The sequence below is a fragment of the Serratia sp. BNK-10 genome (assembly GCF_047456065.1).
In the GTDB taxonomy this organism is placed as follows: domain Bacteria; phylum Pseudomonadota; class Gammaproteobacteria; order Enterobacterales; family Enterobacteriaceae; genus Serratia; species Serratia ureilytica.
Genome location: NZ_CP179894.1, coordinates 1,489,288 through 1,507,553 on the forward strand (window position 1 = coordinate 1,489,288; position 18,266 = coordinate 1,507,553).

Consider the following 18,266-nt stretch of genomic DNA (forward strand, 5'->3'; position numbering starts at 1 on the left):
TTTTCTCTCCTGCGGGGGCCGTCCGGGCTCCCGCAGCCATCTCGGCTGAATACAGCATAAAACACCGCGTTAACCCGCTGAATTTCCCCATGTCGCAGGGTTTTATCGTCCAAAAAAACGCGCCGGCCGCAGAGCCTGTCATCACCCGGTGCGCCTGTTTGCCGCCGGCGGGCGAATAAGCGTTGCAGCCATGGGGCGTGAGTGATAAAACCGAAGGGTTGGTTAACGCGAGCGTTAGCTTCGGGCATCTTTTCGACAGGTCGCTTTTCTGCGGCGAACAGTGAATGTGGTGAGGGGAAATGACTCAGGTTTATAATTTTAGCTCTGGCCCGGCGATGCTGCCGGTGGAAGTGTTGCGTCGTGCGGAACAGGAACTGTGCAATTGGCACGGCCTGGGCACGTCAGTGATGGAGATCAGTCACCGCAGCAAAGAATTCATCGCCGTTGCCGAGCAGGCGGAACAGGATCTGCGCGATCTGCTGAAAGTCCCCTCCAACTATAAAGTGCTGTTTTGCCACGGCGGCGCCCGCGCGCAATTCGCCGCGCTGCCGCTGAACCTGCTGGGCGACAAGGCCACCGCCGACTACATCGACGGCGGCTATTGGGCGCACAGCGCCATCAAGGAAGCGGAAAAGTATTGCACCCCGAACGTCATCGACGTGAAAACCCGCATCGACGGCCTGAGCGGCATCAAGCCGATGAAAGAGTGGCAGCTGAGCAACGACGCGGCTTACGTGCATTATTGCCCGAATGAGACCATCGACGGCGTAGCCATCGATGAAACGCCGGACTTCGGCGACAAAGTGGTGATCGGCGATTACTCCTCGACCATTCTGTCCCGCCCGCTCGACGTCAGCCGCTTCGGCGTGATTTACGCCGGCGCGCAGAAAAATATCGGCCCGGCCGGTCTGACGCTGGTGATCGTGCGTGACGATCTGTTGGGCAAGGCGCGTAAAGAAGTGCCGTCGATCCTCGATTACACCGTGTTGGCCGAGAACGATTCGATGTTCAACACCCCGCCAACCTTCGCCTGGTACTTGTCCGGGCTGGTGTTCAAATGGCTGAAAGAGCAGGGCGGCCTGGTGGAGATGCAAAAACGCAATCAGGCCAAGGCCGAGCTGCTGTACGCGACCATCGATAAATCCGACTTCTACCGCAGCCAGGTTGCCATCGCCAACCGCTCGTGGATGAACGTGCCGTTCCAGCTGGCCGATGCGGCGCTGGACAAGGTGTTCCTCAGCGAAGCCGAGGCCATTGGCCTGCAGGCGCTGAAAGGTCACCGCGTAGTTGGCGGCATGCGCGCTTCTATTTACAATGCGATGCCGCTGGCCGGCGTACAGGCGCTGACCGACTTTATGACCGATTTCGAGCGTCGTCACGGTTGATTCCGTCAGCTCGCCGGGCGCGGGCTGACCAGGCTGTTGTCCTTTTGCATTAAAGCGGCTCCGGCATTATTCCGGAGCCGTTTCGTTTATCAGAATTGGAGAGTTTTGTTCACATGGTGGATTCCCTGACGTTACAACCGGTCGCCCTGGTCAATGGCACCGTCAACTTACCCGGCTCGAAGAGCGTTTCTAACCGCGCTCTGCTGCTGGCGGCGCTGGCGGAGGGAACGACCCGGCTGACCAACCTGCTGGACAGCGACGATGTGCGTCATATGCTGAATGCGCTGCAGGCGTTGGGCGTGAACTACCAGCTTTCCGCCGACCGCACCGTGTGTGAAGTGACCGGCGTGGCCGGGCCGCTGGTGGCCGACCAGCCGCTGGAACTGTTCCTCGGCAATGCCGGCACCGCGATGCGCCCACTGGCGGCGGCGCTGTGCCTTGGTGAAGGTGATGTGGTGCTGACCGGGGAACCCCGCATGAAAGAACGCCCGATCGGCCATCTGGTGGACGCGTTGCGCCAGGGCGGGGCGCAGATTGATTACCTCGAGCAGACCGATTACCCGCCGATTCGCCTGCGCGGCGGTTTCCAGGGCGGCGACGTCACCGTTGACGGCAGCGTCTCCAGCCAGTTCCTGACCGCGTTGCTGATGACTGCGCCGCTGGCGCCGCAGGATACGCAAATCCACATCAAAGGCGAGCTGGTTTCCAAGCCGTACATCGACATCACGCTGCACCTGATGCGCACCTTCGGCGTATCGGTGAGCCACGACAATTACCGGGTGTTCCATATTCAGGGGCACCAGACGTATATCGCGCCGGGCGACTATCTGGTTGAAGGCGACGCTTCTTCTGCGTCCTACTTCCTGGCGGCGGCGGCGATCAAAGGCGGCACCGTGCGCGTGACCGGCATCGGTCGCAAAAGCGTGCAGGGTGACACCAAATTCGCCGATGTGTTGGAGAAGATGGGGGCGCGCATCACTTGGGGCGACGATTTTATCGAGTGCAGCCGCGGTGAACTGCGCGGCATCGATATGGACATGAACCACATTCCGGATGCGGCGATGACCATCGCCACCGCGGCGCTGTTCGCCGAGGGGCCGACCACCATCCGCAATATCTACAACTGGCGGGTGAAGGAAACTGACCGTCTGGCGGCGATGGCCACCGAGCTGCGTAAAGTGGGGGCGGAAGTTGACGAGGGCGAAGACTACATTCACGTCGTGCCGCCGGCCAAACTGCAGTTCGCCGAGATCGGCACCTACAACGATCACCGCATGGCGATGTGCTTCTCGCTGGTGGCGCTGTCGGATACCCCGGTCACGATCCTCGATCCGAAGTGCACCGCGAAAACCTTCCCGGACTATTTCGAACAGCTGGCGCGCATCAGCCGGCCAGCGTAACCGTCAGATCATTTCTTTTAAGGCCCCTTTGCGGGCCTTTATCGTTTTTAACCCCCGGCGACCGACGTTTCTTCTATACTTTTTCGCGGTTGTGCGCTTATTTTCAACAACCGGACAGTTCCAGGGTAACAGATCGCCGTAGGGCAGCGTATAATACGCCACCGTATTTGCCCCTGATTGGGCAGGTGACAGAGCACCCGGGCTTCGAGTCGAAGCGCGCCGTGTCTCTGTGAGGTTTTCTACCTGAAGGAGAGAGAAATGACGGCTACAGCCCCGGTGATAACCGTTGATGGACCAAGTGGCGCAGGCAAAGGCACGCTGTGTAAAGCGTTGGCCGAGTCCCTTGGTTGGCGTTTGCTGGATTCCGGCGCGATCTATCGCGTGCTGGCGCTGGCGGCGTTGCATCATCAGGTGGATATCACTTCTGAGGAAGCGCTGGTTCCGCTGGCCGCACATCTCGATGTTCGCTTCGTTGCCCAGGACGGCAAGCTGCAAGTGATTTTGGAAGGTGAGGACGTCAGCAATGAGATCCGCACCGAAACCGTCGGCAACACCGCGTCGCAAGCGGCGGCGTTTCCGCGCGTGCGCGAGGCGTTGCTGCGCCGCCAGCGCGCTTTTCGCGAGGCGCCTGGCCTGATTGCTGATGGCCGCGACATGGGCACGGTGGTGTTCCCGGACGCGCCGGTCAAGATTTTCCTCGACGCCAGCTCGGAGGAGCGCGCGCACCGCCGCATGCTGCAGTTGCAGGAAAAGGGCTTTAATGTTAACTTTGAACGTCTTTTAGCCGAGATAAAGGAACGGGACGACCGTGACCGTAATCGGCCTATCGCGCCTCTGGTGCCCGCTTCTGACGCCCTCGTGCTGGATTCTACCAGCATGTCGATCGAAGAAGTGATCCGGCAGGCGTTGACGTATGCACAGAAAGTGTTGGCGTTGCCGCAGCAATAAGCGCGGCGGCGCTACTGGCTTTTTGTCATATTTGTCATAGCGGTATCGCAATATATCGGGTAAAATTTTACCCCTGTAACCTTAAACCCTGTCGGCATGGAGCCAATGGCGGGGTATGTGAAACAACCCCATTCGGCGGGACGCTAAATGGACGTTAAACTAAAGAATCCTGAAGATTAACAACATGACTGAATCTTTCGCTCAACTCTTTGAAGAATCCTTAAAAGAAATCGAAACCCGCCCGGGTTCCATCGTTCGTGGCGTCGTTGTTGCTATCGACAAAGATATCGTACTGGTTGACGCCGGTCTGAAATCTGAGTCTGCCATCCCGGCTGAGCAATTCAAAAACGCCCAGGGCGAGCTGGAAATCCAGGTTGGTGACGAAGTTGACGTTGCTCTGGATGCTGTTGAAGACGGCTTCGGTGAAACCCTGCTGTCCCGTGAGAAAGCTAAGCGTCACGAAGCTTGGATCACGCTGGAAAAAGCCTACGAAGAAGCTGAGACTGTAACCGGTGTTATCAACGGCAAAGTGAAGGGTGGCTTCACCGTCGAGCTGAACGGCATCCGCGCGTTCCTGCCAGGTTCCCTGGTTGACGTGCGTCCGGTACGTGACACTCTGCACCTGGAAGGCAAAGAGCTTGAGTTCAAAGTCATCAAGCTGGATCAGAAGCGCAACAACGTTGTCGTTTCTCGCCGTGCGGTTATCGAATCCGAGAACAGCGCTGAGCGCGATCAACTGCTGGAAAACCTGCAGGAAGGCATGGAAGTTAAAGGTATCGTTAAGAACCTCACTGACTACGGTGCATTCGTTGATCTGGGCGGCGTAGACGGCCTGCTGCACATCACTGACATGGCTTGGAAACGCGTTAAGCATCCAAGCGAAATCGTCAACGTTGGCGATGAAATCACTGTTAAAGTGCTGAAGTTCGACCGCGAGCGTACTCGTGTATCCCTGGGCCTGAAACAGCTGGGCGAAGATCCATGGGTTGCTATCGCGAAACGTTACCCAGAAGGCACCAAGCTGACTGGCCGTGTAACCAACCTGACTGATTACGGCTGCTTCGTGGAAATCGAAGAAGGCGTTGAAGGTCTGGTACACGTTTCTGAAATGGATTGGACCAACAAAAACATCCATCCGTCCAAAGTTGTTAACGTGGGCGACGTAGTGGAAGTGATGGTTCTGGACATCGATGAAGAACGTCGTCGTATCTCCCTGGGCCTGAAGCAGTGCAAATCCAACCCATGGCAGCAGTTCGCAGAGACCCACAACAAGGGCGACCGCGTTGAAGGTAAAATCAAGTCTATCACTGACTTCGGTATCTTCATCGGCCTGGACGGCGGCATCGACGGCCTGGTTCACCTGTCTGACATCTCCTGGAACGTTGCAGGCGAAGAAGCAGTACGTGAATACAAGAAAGGCGACGAAATCGCTGCGGTTGTTCTGCAAGTTGACGCAGAGCGCGAGCGTATCTCCCTGGGCGTGAAGCAACTGGCTGAAGACCCGTTCAATAACTACCTGTCTATGAACAAGAAAGGTGCTATTGTTACTGGTAAAGTCACTGCAGTTGACGCCAAAGGTGCTACAGTTGAATTGGCAGGCGGCGTAGAAGGTTACCTGCGTGCATCTGAAGCCTCTCGCGACCGCATTGAAGATGCAACTCTGGTTCTGAACGTAGGTGACGAAGTTGAAGCTAAATTCACCGGCGTTGACCGTAAGAACCGCGTTGTAAGCCTGTCCGTACGTGCTAAGGACGAAGCTGACGAGAAAGACGCCATCGCAACTGTTAACAACAAACAGGAAGAAGGCAACTTCTCTAACGCAATGGCTGAAGCTTTCAAAGCGGCTAAAGGCGAGTAATGACGGGGGGCGGTCTCTGACCGCCCCGATACGGTAGTTTAGCTGCAAAGCTTGGAGGTACTATGACCAAGTCTGAACTTATTGAAAGACTTGCTGGCCAGCAATCTCATATTCCGGCGAAGGCCGTTGAGGATGCAGTGAAAGAGATGCTTGAGCACATGGCCGCTACGCTGGCCGAGGGCGAACGCATTGAGATCCGCGGATTCGGCAGTTTTTCTCTTCACTACCGTGCCCCGCGTGTAGGTCGCAACCCGAAAACCGGTGACAAAGTTGAGCTGGACGGCAAGTACGTTCCTCACTTCAAACCAGGCAAAGAGTTGCGTGACCGCGCCAATATCTATGGCTAGTCGCTGACTGCTCATAGCGTTGTTGCTTGAAAAGAATATAAAACGGTGCCTGTAAGGCGCCGTTTTTTTTCGCCTGCAATTCTCCGCGATACGCTCGCGAGTTGCGTACTGCGCCGCATTGACGATGTGGCTCCTGCATAGATCTCTCTTATCCTGCCATGTTCAGCGCATCTTCGTTAAAGCCCGCTGGCGGCGACGTGTCGCCTGAATGATCCTGCTTGCTTGCCGTGACGCGTCTTTGCTCATGGCGGAGCCGATGGGAGAAAAGCGATCAAAATTTCGCTGGATCTGGCGATATTCGCCGTTATCTGCGGCATCCTGCCGCTGTTGGTTTTACCGCAGTTGCCTGAGCAATGGCTGCTGTGGCCGCTTTTGCTTGTTGTCTGTTTACTGCTGCGCACGCGCAGGCCATTCTGCCGTTATTTGGCCTGCCTGGGGTTGGGGTTCGCGTGGGCGGTTTTCAATGCCGGAAGCCTGATCGGGCAAATGGAGCGTTTGAGCCGCGGGCCGGAAGTGACGGCGGTGGTGCAGGTAAGCAGCATCGCGTTGAATCCGGCCGCCAGCAAGCAGACGCTAATGCGTATCGAGCGGATCGATGGCCATTGGCTGGCGCCTGCATTGATGTTTACCACGCTATGGGCCCCGGAACAGCAGCGGCTGTGCGCCGGGCAGCGTTGGCAATTGAAACTGCGCTTGCGGCCGGTGCACGGCAAGCTCAATGAAGGGGGCTTCGACAGCCAACGTTGGGCGATCGCACAGCGCCAGCCGTTGACGGGCCTGGTCAGGCAGGCCCGTTTGCTGGATGGCGGTTGTAGCCTGCGTCAGCGCATAATCAGCCATGCGGAAACCAACATCGGTGAGCTGCGTTACAAGGCGGTATTGTTGGCGCTGGCATTTGGGGAGCGAACCGCGCTGGAACAGCCTTTACGCACGCTGATGCTGAAAACCGGCATTGCGCATTTAATGGCCATTTCAGGGCTTCATGTGGCGATGGTCGCCATTTTGTTCTGGGCTGCGCTGCGGGCGCTGCAGTTTTTTCTGCCCTCCCATCTGATTGGCTATCGTTTTCCCCTGGTCGCGGGCTGGGTGGCGACGCTGATCTATGTCTGGTTGGTGGGCGCCCAGCCGCCGGCGGTGCGTACCGTGTTGGCCATGACATTGTGGATGTTGCTGCGCCTGCGTGGCGTTCATTGTTCTTCCTGGCAGGTGTGGCTATGGTGTATCGGGCTGATTTTGCTGTGCGATCCGCTGGCGGTATTGTCAGACAGTTTCTGGCTATCGGTGCTGGCGGTAGGTTGCCTGATTTTTTGGTTTGAATGGGCACCGCTCGGTGAGCGATTCCGGTCGGCCTGGTATTGGGCGCCGGTGCGCTGGCTGCATATTCAGCTCGGCATGACGCTGCTGCTGGTGCCGATGCAGGCCGCGCTGTTTCTGGGCCTGACGCTGACCTCGCTACCCGCCAATCTGTGGGCGGTACCTATTGTCTCATTGGTGGCGGTGCCGCTGATTTTGCTGGCGGTGATATTTGGCTTCTTTCCCTCGTTAAGCTACGGGCTATGGTGGCTGGCGGACTTCACGCTGTACTGGGTGTTTGTGCCGCTGCATTACCTCCAACGCGGTTGGGTGGATCTGGGGGCTGCCTCGCTGCTGGCCAGCGCGGCGGGGTGGCTCATCGTCATCTGTTGGCGCTTTCATTGGTGGCGGCGTTATGCACCGGGGCTGGCGACGATAGCGATATGCTGTGTGCTGTGGCGGGAAAAAGAGCCGGGATACCGCTGGCGAGTCGATATGCTCGATGTCGGGCACGGCTTGGCGGTGGTCATTGAGCGAAACGGCAAGGGAATACTGTACGATACCGGCGATCGTTGGCCGGGCGGCAGCGCCGCCGAACGGCATATTTTGCCAATGTTGAACTGGCGGGGGATTGAATTGGAACAGATTATTATCAGCCATGATCATCTCGATCATACCGGTGGCCTGCCGACGGTGCGACGGGCGTTTCCAGGGGCTACGGTACGCAGCCCGATGCGCGGGGAGGGGCACTTGCCCTGCGTCGCCGGTGAGCGCTGGCGCTGGCAGGGGTTGCAATTCGAAGTGCTGTGGCCGCCGAAAACGAGTAAAAAGCCGGGCAATGACGACTCTTGCGTGATCCGTATCGACGACGGGAAACACAGCCTGCTGCTGACCGGCGACGCGGAAAAAAAGGCGGAGGCGCAGCTGCTCCGATTGCGGCGCGATCGCTTGGCGGCGACGGTGTTGCAGGTGGGGCATCATGGCAGCCGAACCTCTTCCACGCCGCCGTTTCTGCGCGCGGTTAATCCTCAGGCGGCATTGGCGTCAGCATCTCGTTACAACAAATGGCGTTTGCCGGCGCGTAAAGTGGTCGCCAGATACCGGGCAAATGGCATTATATGGCGCGATACGACGCGCTCCGGCCAGTTATCGGTACTTTTTTTCGACAACGATTGGCAAATTAAGGGCTTTCGCGAACAATTAATGCCCCGTTGGTACCATCAGCGGTTTGGCGTAGAGGGTGATAATGAGTAAAATAGGCCGCTATTTCTTCCGATGCTGGTATTTGCATGATGAATGATAAAGATCTCTCGACCTGGCAGACATTCCGTCGACTCTGGCCGATGATCACTCCTTTTAAGACCGGGCTGATTGTAGCCGCCATTGCGTTGATTATGAACGCAGCGGGGGACACGCTGATGCTGTCTCTGCTTAAACCGCTATTGGACGATGGGTTTGGAAAAACCGACAGCAGCGTGCTGGTGTGGATGCCGTTGGCCGTCATCGCGCTGATGTTGATGCGCGGCGTAACCAGCTTTGTTTCAAGCTACTGCATTTCCTGGGTTTCCGGCATGGTGGTGATGCAGATGCGCCGCCGCCTGTTTGGCCACATGATGAGAATGCCGGTGGCCTTCTTCGATCAACAGTCCACCGGGACCCTGTTGTCGCGCATTACCTATGATTCCGAACAGGTGGCTTCCTCCTCTTCCAGCGCGCTGGTGACCGTGGTGCGCGAAGGGGCTTCGATCATTGGCCTGTTCATCATGATGTTCTATTACAGCTGGCAGCTGTCGGTGATCCTGATCGTGCTGGCGCCGATCGTCTCCATTGCCATTCGCCTGGTGTCCAAGCGTTTCCGCAACATCAGCAAAAACATGCAGAACACGATGGGGCAGGTGACCACCAGCGCCGAACAGATGCTGAAAGGCCATAAAGAAGTGCTGATCTTCGGCGGCCAGCAGGTGGAAACCGAGCGCTTTAATTCGGTCAGCAACCGCATGCGTCAGCAAGGCATGAAGCTGGTTTCCGCGTCTTCGATTTCCGATCCGATCATTCAGCTGATCGCTTCGCTGGCGCTGGCGTTCGTGCTGTTTGCCGCCAGCTTCCCAAGCGTGATGGAAACCCTGACCGCCGGTACCATTACCGTGGTGTTCTCGTCGATGATTGCGCTGATGCGTCCGCTGAAGTCGCTGACCAACGTCAATGCCCAGTTCCAACGCGGGATGGCGGCGTGCCAGACGCTGTTCTCCATTTTGGATATGGAACAGGAAAAAGATACCGGCACCCGCGAAGTGAAGCGCGCGAAAGGCGATATCGAATTCCGCAATGTCACCTTCTACTACCCGTCCAAGGAAACGCCGGCGCTGCGTGATATCAACCTGAACATCGCCGAAGGCAAGACCGTAGCGCTGGTGGGCCGTTCCGGTTCGGGGAAATCGACCATCGCCAACCTGTTGACGCGTTTCTATGATATCCAGGAAGGCGAAATTCTGATGGATGGCCACGATCTGCGCGAATACACCCTGGCCTCACTGCGTAATCAGGTGGCCCTGGTTTCGCAAAACGTGCACCTGTTCAACGACACCATCGCCAACAATATTGCCTATGCGCGTGAGAGCGAATACAGCCGCGAGCAGATCGAAAAAGCGGCCGAAATGGCGTACGCGATGGACTTCATCAACAAGATGGAAAATGGCCTGGATACGGTGATCGGTGAAAACGGCGTCATGCTGTCCGGCGGCCAACGCCAGCGCATCGCCATCGCGCGCGCGCTGCTGCGTGACTGCCCGATCCTGATCCTGGATGAGGCGACCTCTGCGCTGGATACCGAGTCCGAGCGGGCCATTCAGGCCGCGCTGGACGAACTGCAGAAAGACCGAACTTCACTGGTGATCGCGCACCGTCTGTCGACCATTGAAAAGGCGGACGAGATCCTGGTGGTGGAAGACGGCCGCATCGTCGAACGCGGTGAGCACGCCGAGTTGCTTGAGCGGCAGGGCGCCTATGCGCAGCTGCACCGCATGCAGTTTGGTCAATAATGATTGAGCGCATCTGGTCCGGCGGTTCGCTGCTTTATCTGGCGCTATTGCCGCTCTCGTGGCTGTATGGCCTGTTCAGTTGGCTGATCCGCCTCAGTTACCGCTGCGGCCTGCGTAAAAGTTGGCGTTCGCCGGTGCCGGTCGTGGTGGTGGGTAACCTCACCGCCGGCGGCAACGGCAAAACGCCGATGGTGATCTGGCTGGTGGAGCACCTGCAGCAACGGGGCTACCGTGTTGGGGTGGTGTCGCGCGGCTACGGCGGCAAGTCGGCGGTCTATCCTCTGGTGCTGGGTCAGAATACGTCGACCCGCGAGGCGGGTGATGAGCCGGTGCTGATTTATCAGCGTACCGGGGCACCCGTGGCGATCGCGCCCAAGCGCGCCGAGGCGGTGCAGGCTCTGCTGCAACAACAGCCGCTGGATGTGATCATCACCGACGACGGCTTGCAGCACTATGCTTTACAGCGTGACTTCGAGCTGGTGGTCATCGACGGTGTGCGTCGGTTCGGTAACGGCTGGTGGTTGCCGGCCGGGCCGATGCGCGAGCGCGCTGCGCGGCTTGGCAGTGTCGATGCGCGTGTCGCCAATGGCGGCGTGGCGCAGGCCGGGGAAATTGCCATGCGTCTGCAGGCGCGTGATGCGGTGAACCTGCTGAGCGGTGAACGTCGCCCGGTGGCCGAGCTGCCGCGCGTGGTGGCGATGGCGGGTATCGGCCATCCGCCGCGTTTCTTCGCGACGTTGGAAAAGTTGAACGTCGAAGTCGTGCAGGAAGTGGCGTTTGCCGATCATCAGGAATATCAGCAGGCGCAGCTGGCGGCGTTGGTTAATGCAGATCAAACGCTGTTGATGACGGAGAAGGACGCGGTGAAGTGTCGCGCCTTTGCCCAGCCCAATTGGTGGTATCTACCGGTTGATGCGGTGCTACCGTCCGCTCAGGCTGAGCAACTGCTGCAGGATATCGAGTCCCTGCTGTCTAAGTAATCTCAGGATGCCTGCGTGACAAGCCCCAAGGCTTGCGCGCAGGCTTCCAGCGAGCGCTGCTGGGTTTGCTGATACAGCGCCAGCTCGTCGATCACCTCACTGCCCAATGCTTGTTCAAACGCTGCCCGGCTTGACGCCGCATTGTACTGTGCATGGCGGCTGTCCCCCAGATTCGATTGGAAAATCCCCGCCGCGCTGACCGGCAGAAAATCTTCATATACCAGTGGCTGGAAGCGAACGTGTTCTTTCTCGATCAGTTGCTCCAGGGTGCTGTGCTTATCCAGTGATTCTTTGGCCGCCAGGCCGCATTCGGTCGGGAAATAGCGGAACCAGGCCAGCTGTTGCTCGCGCAGCGTGGCGTAATCATCCGGAAACGCCCGGAAGTTTTCTTCCAGAAGCTGATAATAGCGTTCGGCATTTTTCTCGCTCGGCGGCGCCTGCAGCGCATCGTTGGTGGCCTTCAGCAGACGGTCGTAGAGTTCTCTTCCTTTAGTCGTCAGCGCCACACCGCGCTGTTCAATCTCGCCGAAGCGCGCGGTATGATGACCGGCGACGACGTGGCCGTCATGCTCGACGAAATCGACGCGTTCTTCCAACGCCTTGAAGCTGGTCTGGCGCAGCAGGATCGCGCGACGGCGACGCGGCGGGCCCTCGATGACCGCCTTGGGCGTAATGCCGCGGGCGGGCATCGCCTGCTGAACGCGATCGATATCCAGCGTGCGCGGTGTCAGATGATTGATATGCGGCCCTTTAAACGCCACCACGTCGGCGATCAGGCGATGCTGATCGTGCAACTGCCGGTATTCTTCGGCGCTGACCGTCGCCTGGTTGTGCCAGCGGAAGGTTTCCAGCGCTTGTTCGACAAATTCTTGCGCCTGCACTTCATTCAGCCCGCCTTGCGCTTCCTGCAGCGCGATCAGTTCCAACGCGCGATCGGTAAAGATGCGGCGGCGCGCCAGCAAGCGCTCGGCCAGCTCACGCAGCGCGGGATCTTCTATCAGCTCCAGGCGCAGCAGGGAGGTAAACACGCGGAACGGACTGATTTGCAGGGCGTCTTCGTGTACGGCGCGAAAGGCGGTCGAGTGCACGGGAACGCCCGCCACCGACAGATCATAGTAACCGACCGGCGCCATGCCCATCACCTGGAACAGACGGCGCAGGGTGGCCAGTTCGTCCGCCGTGCCGACCCGGATCGCGCCGTGGCGCTCCATCGCAAGGCGTTCGATCTCGCCGGTGATTTGCAGTTGATGAGCCAGTGCGGCATCTTCGCGCAGAACCTGTCGGTTGGTTTCCGCCACCAGTTCCAGCAGATCGCCGTACAGCGGTACCTCCTTTTGGTACATGTCCGACATCGCGTGAGAGAATCTGGCGCGGATTTCATTAGGTGAAACGAACTGCTGGGCGGTCATGCGCATAGCTCCTTGATTCAGCATAATCTGAAAAATAGTGTTTTTAGCGGCAAAAGTGCTGGCGAAAAAGCCGTCTGCCTTGTTTTCCCCTCAAGTTTAGCTATCTGATTTGGGATTTGTTATAGACGTGGCAAGCATATTAGAGTTTTATGCGTTAGCTCTCATTTGCAGCGCACGGACGGACAAATGATGCCCCGGTGAGGAGGGGAACGCGATGGATCGGCCGCGGCGAGCGTTAAATTAAGTCATGCATATTCAGGGGGATAAAAATAAATTCGACGTATTTATGAATTTAATGCAATAAACCCCTTGTGCATTCACCATTTTTATGAGTAAATGCAAGTCGGCCTGTGATCCAGACCTATTTATGTTCGAGTTTAGAGTTAAGCAGTTCCTCCAAAAACGTTATCATCCGATTCCGCTTCAAAGACGAACCTTCTAAGTACCTCCCATAAGTAATGTTTCTGAAATGGCCGCAATTGCCTCTTATGGCAGATTTTGTAAATATATTTAAAGGTAAAAGTAATGTCTAAGAAGACGGGTCAAGTTAAATGGTTCAACGAAAGCAAAGGTTTTGGTTTCATTGAGCAGCACGATGGCGGCAAAGATGTATTCGTACACTTCTCCGCAATCATGACCGACGGTTTCAAGACCCTGGCTGAAGGCCAGCGCGTCGAGTACACCATCCAGGACAGCCCGCGCGGGCCGGCTGCCGCCAACGTAGTTGCTCTGTAAGAAGACAGGGAACGCGTATAAAGAGATCTTAATACAACCATGGTGACGCTCAGCGCTGAGTCATGCGGAAGATATTAAGTTCAACAAGCCCGCCTTAGTGCGGGTTTTTTAATTTTTTGCTCACGAGAGGTTTGTTACGAAAAACTTTAGGATGGGCTGGTAGCGTCCAGACAATATAAAAAATGACGTTGTCAAGGATGCTCAAGTAAAAGGATATAAGTTATGTTTAAAAATACTGTGTTAAAAATGGGCCGTGTGAAATGGTTTAATCAGGCCGAAGGCTATGGTTTTATTTCACCGGTAGATGGCAGCGACGAAATCTATGTCAATCGCAACGCTATCGCCAACACCAAAAATAAGTCGTTGAACGAAGGTCAGAACGTTGAGTTCTCGATCTATCGCAGCTCGCATGGGCTGTCCGCGGCAGACGTTATCGCGTTCTGATCGCATCCTCCTTCCTCGCCAGTGCCGGTGTCGCCACCCGCAAGCACTGGCGAAGATAAATCCCGCGATATCCACTATTATCAGGCCATTGCCTACTCGCCACGGATATCAGGATGACCACCCCGACCATTTCCCTTACCGCCGCTCGCGCGCTGCACCTTGCCGCCCAGGGGCTGCTTTCTCCGCTTAAACGCCAGGCTCGGCCCGATGATGTCGTGAGTGCGATCCAGCGCATGGGGCTGTTACAAATCGATACCATTAGCGTCGTTGCTCGCAGCCCGTATCTGGTGCTGTTCAGCCGTTTGGGAGCCTATCAGCCGGAGTGGCTTGAGCAGGCGCTCGCCGGCCGCAAGCTGTTCGAGTATTGGGCGCACGAGGCCTGTTTCCTGCCGATCGAAGATTTTGGTCTGCTGCGCCACCGCATGCTGGCGCCGCATGATATGGGCTGGAAATACTCCGCCGACTGGGTGCAGCAGCACCAGGCGGCGATGGACAGCTTGCTGCGGCACATCGAACAACAGGGGCCGGTGCGCTCCGCGGATTTCAGCGCCGAGAAGAAGGGCAACAGCGGGTGGTGGGACTGGAAACCGGAGAAACGGCATCTGGAGATCCTGTTTACCGCCGGCAAGCTGATGGTGGCCGAACGTCGCAACTTCCACCGGGTTTACGATCTGACCGAAAGGCTGCTGCCGGCCTGGGACGATGCGCGGCATGCGCTGCCCGTGGAGCAGGCGCGCCGGCAGATGCTGTGCCGCACCTGCCGCTATCTGGGCATTTTCCGCGCCGAGTGGTTGGCGGACTACTATCGGCTGAAGCGCGTGGCGCCAAAAGACTTGCTGGCAGCGCTGCAGGAACAGGGCGAGATTACGCCGGTGCGGGTCGAGGGGCTGGAAGGGCCGTTTTATGTGCATGAATCACTGGCGGAACTGCTGCCGCTGGCGGAGCAGGGCAAACTCAAATCGACGGTCACCAGCCTGTTGTCGCCTTTTGATCCGGTGGTGTGGGATCGTCGTCGGGCGCTGGAGCTGTTCAACTTTGACTATCGGCTGGAGTGTTACACGCCGAAAGAAAAACGCCGCTACGGTTACTTCACGTTGCCGGTGCTGCATCGAGGCGACCTGGTGGGGCGGATTGATGCCAAGGCGCACCGACGCCAGGGCATCTTCGAGATCATCAGTTTCCATGCGGAGCCGCAGGTGCGCTTCGGCAAACAGCGAACGCAGGATATCCGGCAAGCCATCGCGCGCACGGCTCATTGGCACGGCGCGCAACGCGTTGCGCTGGGCGACATTCCGGCGGCGTTGGCCGCTGAATGGGGAGCCGGCTGGGAAGTGGGATAACGAGCGACGCCGTCGGTGGGGTAAAACGAAGTTAAGCGCCGCTCGTTACAAAGTGGGCTCAGTGGCTGAAGTTAGCGAACAGAGCGATGATTTTATGCAGACGTTTGATCACGTATTACGGTCTTTTTTGTGATTTTAATCACAAAATTCTACGCCGTGTGGCGCCGCAGTTCAAGCCGTTGCGCGGGCGCCATGAGGAAATATCGGCGGCTTGGCGCCGCCGATGATTAACCTGAGGCCGGGCGTTATGCTATCCTCACAGCCTTCCCAGATGACCTATCCCCTTGCGGAGGATGCATGGACCACCGTTTACTCGAAATCGTTGCCTGCCCGGTATGCAACGGCAAACTCTATTTCAATAAAGAAAACCAGGAGCTGGTGTGCAAAGCGGACGGGTTGGCTTACCCGCTGCGCGACGGCATTCCGGTGCTGTTGGAAAATGAAGCGCGTGCGCTGTCCCTGGACGAGAAGCACGCATGAGTTTTATCGCTATTATTCCCGCCCGCTACGCCTCAACCCGTTTGCCGGGCAAACCGCTGGCCGATATTCACGGCAAGCCGATGGTGGTGCACGTGATGGAACGCGCCCGTGAGTCCGGTGCCAGCCGCGTCATCGTGGCGACCGATCACCCTGAAGTCGCCAAAGCGGTAGAAGCCGCCGGCGGCGAAGTGTGCATGACCAGCCCGGATCACCATTCCGGCACCGAGCGTTTGGCGGAAGTGATCGCGCACTACGGCTTTGCCGACGACCAGATCATCGTTAACGTGCAGGGCGATGAGCCGCTGATCCCACCCGTTATCGTGCGGCAGGTGGCGGAAAACCTGGCGGGCAGCCAGGCCGGCATGGCGACGTTGGCGGTGCCGATCGACAGCGCCGAAGAGGCATTCAACCCCAATGCGGTGAAGGTCGTGATGGACGCGCAGGGTTACGCGCTCTACTTCTCGCGCGCCACCATTCCCTGGGATCGCGAGCGTTTCGCCGCATCGAAGGAGAGCATCGGCGACAGCCTGCTGCGCCACATCGGCATCTATGCGTACCGCGCCGGTTTCGTGCGCCGCTACGTCAGCTGGGCGCCGAGCCAGCTGGAGCAGATCGAGCTGTTGGAACAGCTGCGCGTGCTGTGGTACGGTGAAAAAATCCACGTGGCGGTCGCGAAAGCGGTTCCGAGCGTGGGGGTCGATACGCCGGAAGATCTCCAGCGCGTGCGCGACAGCATTCAACCCTGAGCCTGATTTCGTCGGCGCGGCGCGCAACGCGCCGACGATGCAATACCTCCCATTATTGATCCCCGTTTTGTTGATCTGCGTTGAAGAATTTTTCCGCTCACCGTTCGATGATGTTACGCATACCCCCCTTATTAGCCTGAGGTGAATGCCTTATGGAGCAGTTACGCGCCGAACTGAGCATCGTGCTGGGTGAGTCCGTCAGCCGGCTGGAGCGGGTGAGCGAACAGCCTTATGCGCACATGTATTCACTGTACGATCGCCAGGGCAACGCTATCCCGCTGATGGCGAAAAGTTTTATCTGCCAGGGCATCGCCCAGCAGGAGGCGTACAAGCTGTCGATGCTGGCGCGCGACGGGGATATCCGCCTGCCCACGGTGTACGGCGTGGTATGCACCCACCAGGCGCCGTATACGGAAATCCTGCTGATCGAGCGTCTGCGCGGCGTGTCGGCCGAAGCGCCAACGCGTTCGCCGGATCGCTGGAACATGTTGATGGAGCAGATCGTTGACGGGATGTTGGCCTGGCACCGCATCGACAGCCATGGCAGCGTTGGCACCGTTGACAGTACGCAGGAGAATGACTGGTTTTGCTGGTATCAACAGCGGGTCGAAGTGCTGTGGGCGACGGTGGTCAATCTCACTACCCCGCAGCTGACCATGGCAGATCGGCGTTTGCTGTACCGCACGCGCGAAGCGCTGACCCATTTCTTCGTCGGTTTCGACGATCCCTGCGTCCTGGTGCACGGTAACCTGTCGCTGCGCAGCATGTTGAAAGATCCCAAAAGCGATCAGCTGTTGGCGGTGCTTAATCCCGGTGTGGTGCTGTGGGCGCCGCGCGAATACGAGCTTTTCCGCCTCTGCGAAGCGGGCATGCCCAGCCAACTGTTGTTCAGCTATCTGCAGCGGGCGCCGGTCGCCGACGCTTTCCTGGCGCGGCGCTGGCTGTACGTGGTGTGGGAAGCGGTAGGGCGTTTGATCCATACCGGCAAGCTGGAGCGGCAGCCGTTCGACTATGCGTCGCAACAGCTGCTGCCCTGGCTGGCCGGTTGAACGGGGCCTTACTCGGCGCCGGCGCTATCCGCGCCTTTCAGCCGCTGCCACAGGCTGCCCAGCGTTTCATACCAGGCGCGCTCGGTATGGCCGAGGAACATCGACGACGGCGTGGCGCGATCCCAGATATTCAGCGGCGAGTCGATCGCCAATTGGTTGGCCGGGGCCGGGATCGGGTGCAGGCCCTTAGCCTCGAAGAAACGCATGGCGCGCGGCAGATGGTTGGCGGAAGTCACCAGAAGGAAGGGGTGTTCGCCGACCAACTTGGCGACCTGAGCGGCTTCTTCCTCGGTATCGCGCGGTTCCCCCAGGATCACCATGTCGCTGCGCGGCACGCCCAGGCTTTCCGCTACCAGCGCTGCCGTGGCGGCGTTGCTCTGCATGCGCCCGCCGGGCGCGCCGGTAAACACCATCCTGGCGCTAGGGTGTGCCAGATAAAGCCGCACGCCCTCCGTCACGCGGGGCAGACTGTTGCCGAGCAGGTTCGAGCTGGGTGCCCAGTCGGGATTGTAGGTATAGCCTCCGCCCAACACCACGATGTAGCTGACCGCATCGTTGCCGCGATATGTCTGGTATTCGGCTTCGATCGGCCGCAGCAGGCGGTCGGCCACCGGTTGCAGGCTGAAAAGCAGTAAAAACAGCCAGCTCAGCGTGAAAATCGTCTTACCGCTTTTTTGCCAGCGGGTGAACCACAGCAGCAGCAGCGCCAGCCCCATCAGCAGCATCAACAGCGGCAGCGGCATCAGCAGAGCGCCAAAGAACTTTTTCAGGTTGAACAGCATCGAAAATCAGATCCTTTTGAGTGAAAAAACGG

Annotated in this window: 16 protein-coding genes; 14 read left to right on the top strand and 2 right to left on the bottom strand. The window is 58.2% G+C overall.

Annotated elements, in window-relative coordinates; translation table 11 throughout:
• Window positions 1-299 precede the first annotated feature (299 nt).
• The 8 genes from serC (at window position 300) to lpxK (ending at window position 11,249) form a co-directional block, all read left to right on the top strand.
• Window positions 300-1,385, top strand: coding sequence for a 3-phosphoserine/phosphohydroxythreonine transaminase (serC, locus tag ACMGG9_RS07185; RefSeq protein ID WP_028127991.1), 1,086 nt, complete (start codon window positions 300-302; stop codon window positions 1,383-1,385).
• Between the two features lie 113 nt (window positions 1,386-1,498).
• A complete protein-coding gene (gene aroA / locus ACMGG9_RS07190) occupies window positions 1,499-2,785 on the top strand; it encodes a 3-phosphoshikimate 1-carboxyvinyltransferase (RefSeq protein WP_187048778.1) in 1,287 nt (428 codons plus the stop codon).
• A gap of 258 nt (window positions 2,786-3,043) precedes the next feature.
• On the top strand, window positions 3,044-3,733 hold the full coding sequence (cmk, locus tag ACMGG9_RS07195) for a (d)CMP kinase (protein ID WP_004928270.1): 690 nt from the start codon (window positions 3,044-3,046) through the stop codon (window positions 3,731-3,733).
• A 184-nt stretch (window positions 3,734-3,917) separates the two neighbouring features.
• The gene (rpsA, locus tag ACMGG9_RS07200; protein WP_004928267.1) at window positions 3,918-5,591 is read left to right on the top strand and encodes a 30S ribosomal protein S1; all 1,674 of its coding nucleotides are present in this window, start codon (window positions 3,918-3,920) and stop codon (window positions 5,589-5,591) included.
• Between the two features lie 62 nt (window positions 5,592-5,653).
• A complete protein-coding gene (gene ihfB, locus ACMGG9_RS07205) occupies window positions 5,654-5,938 on the top strand; it encodes an integration host factor subunit beta (RefSeq protein ID WP_004928264.1) in 285 nt (94 codons plus the stop codon).
• A gap of 315 nt (window positions 5,939-6,253) precedes the next feature.
• On the top strand, window positions 6,254-8,485 hold the full coding sequence (locus tag ACMGG9_RS07210; protein WP_414162264.1) for a ComEC family protein: 2,232 nt from the start codon (window positions 6,254-6,256) through the stop codon (window positions 8,483-8,485).
• Window positions 8,486-8,520: 35 nt separating this feature from the next.
• On the top strand, window positions 8,521-10,269 hold the full coding sequence (gene msbA, locus ACMGG9_RS07215; RefSeq protein WP_033642563.1) for a lipid A ABC transporter ATP-binding protein/permease MsbA: 1,749 nt from the start codon (window positions 8,521-8,523) through the stop codon (window positions 10,267-10,269).
• Window positions 10,269-11,249: a tetraacyldisaccharide 4'-kinase gene (gene lpxK / locus ACMGG9_RS07220; protein ID WP_033642564.1), complete on the top strand. Its 981-nt coding sequence runs from the start codon at window positions 10,269-10,271 to the stop codon at window positions 11,247-11,249. The genes msbA and lpxK overlap by 1 nt, the downstream gene beginning before the upstream one ends.
• Window positions 11,250-11,251: 2 nt before the next feature.
• Here lpxK and ACMGG9_RS07225 read toward each other — a convergent pair whose 3' ends face one another.
• Window positions 11,252-12,658: a VOC family protein gene (locus tag ACMGG9_RS07225; protein ID WP_414162008.1), complete on the bottom strand. Its 1,407-nt coding sequence runs from the start codon at window positions 12,656-12,658 to the stop codon at window positions 11,252-11,254.
• Between the two features lie 525 nt (window positions 12,659-13,183).
• On the opposite strand from ACMGG9_RS07225, the gene ACMGG9_RS07230 reads away from it, so the two are divergent.
• From ACMGG9_RS07230 to ACMGG9_RS07255, 6 genes are all read left to right on the top strand, one after another.
• Complete coding sequence (locus tag ACMGG9_RS07230; RefSeq protein WP_004928244.1) at window positions 13,184-13,393, top strand: cold shock domain-containing protein; 210 nt, start codon at window positions 13,184-13,186, stop codon at window positions 13,391-13,393.
• A 222-nt stretch (window positions 13,394-13,615) separates the two neighbouring features.
• Entirely contained in the window at window positions 13,616-13,837 is a 222-nt protein-coding gene (locus tag ACMGG9_RS07235) for a cold-shock protein (protein WP_004928241.1), read from the top strand.
• 113 nt (window positions 13,838-13,950) lie between these two features.
• A complete protein-coding gene (locus ACMGG9_RS07240; RefSeq protein ID WP_033650676.1) occupies window positions 13,951-15,177 on the top strand; it encodes a winged helix-turn-helix domain-containing protein in 1,227 nt (408 codons plus the stop codon).
• Between the two features lie 297 nt (window positions 15,178-15,474).
• Complete coding sequence (locus ACMGG9_RS07245) at window positions 15,475-15,657, top strand: Trm112 family protein (RefSeq protein ID WP_004928237.1); 183 nt, start codon at window positions 15,475-15,477, stop codon at window positions 15,655-15,657.
• Window positions 15,654-16,403: a 3-deoxy-manno-octulosonate cytidylyltransferase gene (gene kdsB, locus ACMGG9_RS07250; RefSeq protein WP_033642567.1), complete on the top strand. Its 750-nt coding sequence runs from the start codon at window positions 15,654-15,656 to the stop codon at window positions 16,401-16,403. The genes ACMGG9_RS07245 and kdsB overlap by 4 nt, the downstream gene beginning before the upstream one ends.
• A 152-nt stretch (window positions 16,404-16,555) precedes the next feature.
• Window positions 16,556-17,452, top strand: coding sequence for a YcbJ family phosphotransferase (locus tag ACMGG9_RS07255; RefSeq protein WP_072627947.1), 897 nt, complete (start codon window positions 16,556-16,558; stop codon window positions 17,450-17,452).
• Window positions 17,453-17,460: 8 nt separating this feature from the next.
• Here ACMGG9_RS07255 and elyC read toward each other — a convergent pair whose 3' ends face one another.
• Window positions 17,461-18,234 (bottom strand): envelope biogenesis factor ElyC, encoded by a 774-nt coding sequence (elyC, locus tag ACMGG9_RS07260; RefSeq protein ID WP_033650677.1) that lies wholly within the window; start codon window positions 18,232-18,234, stop codon window positions 17,461-17,463.
• Between the last annotated feature and the right edge of the window lie 32 nt (window positions 18,235-18,266).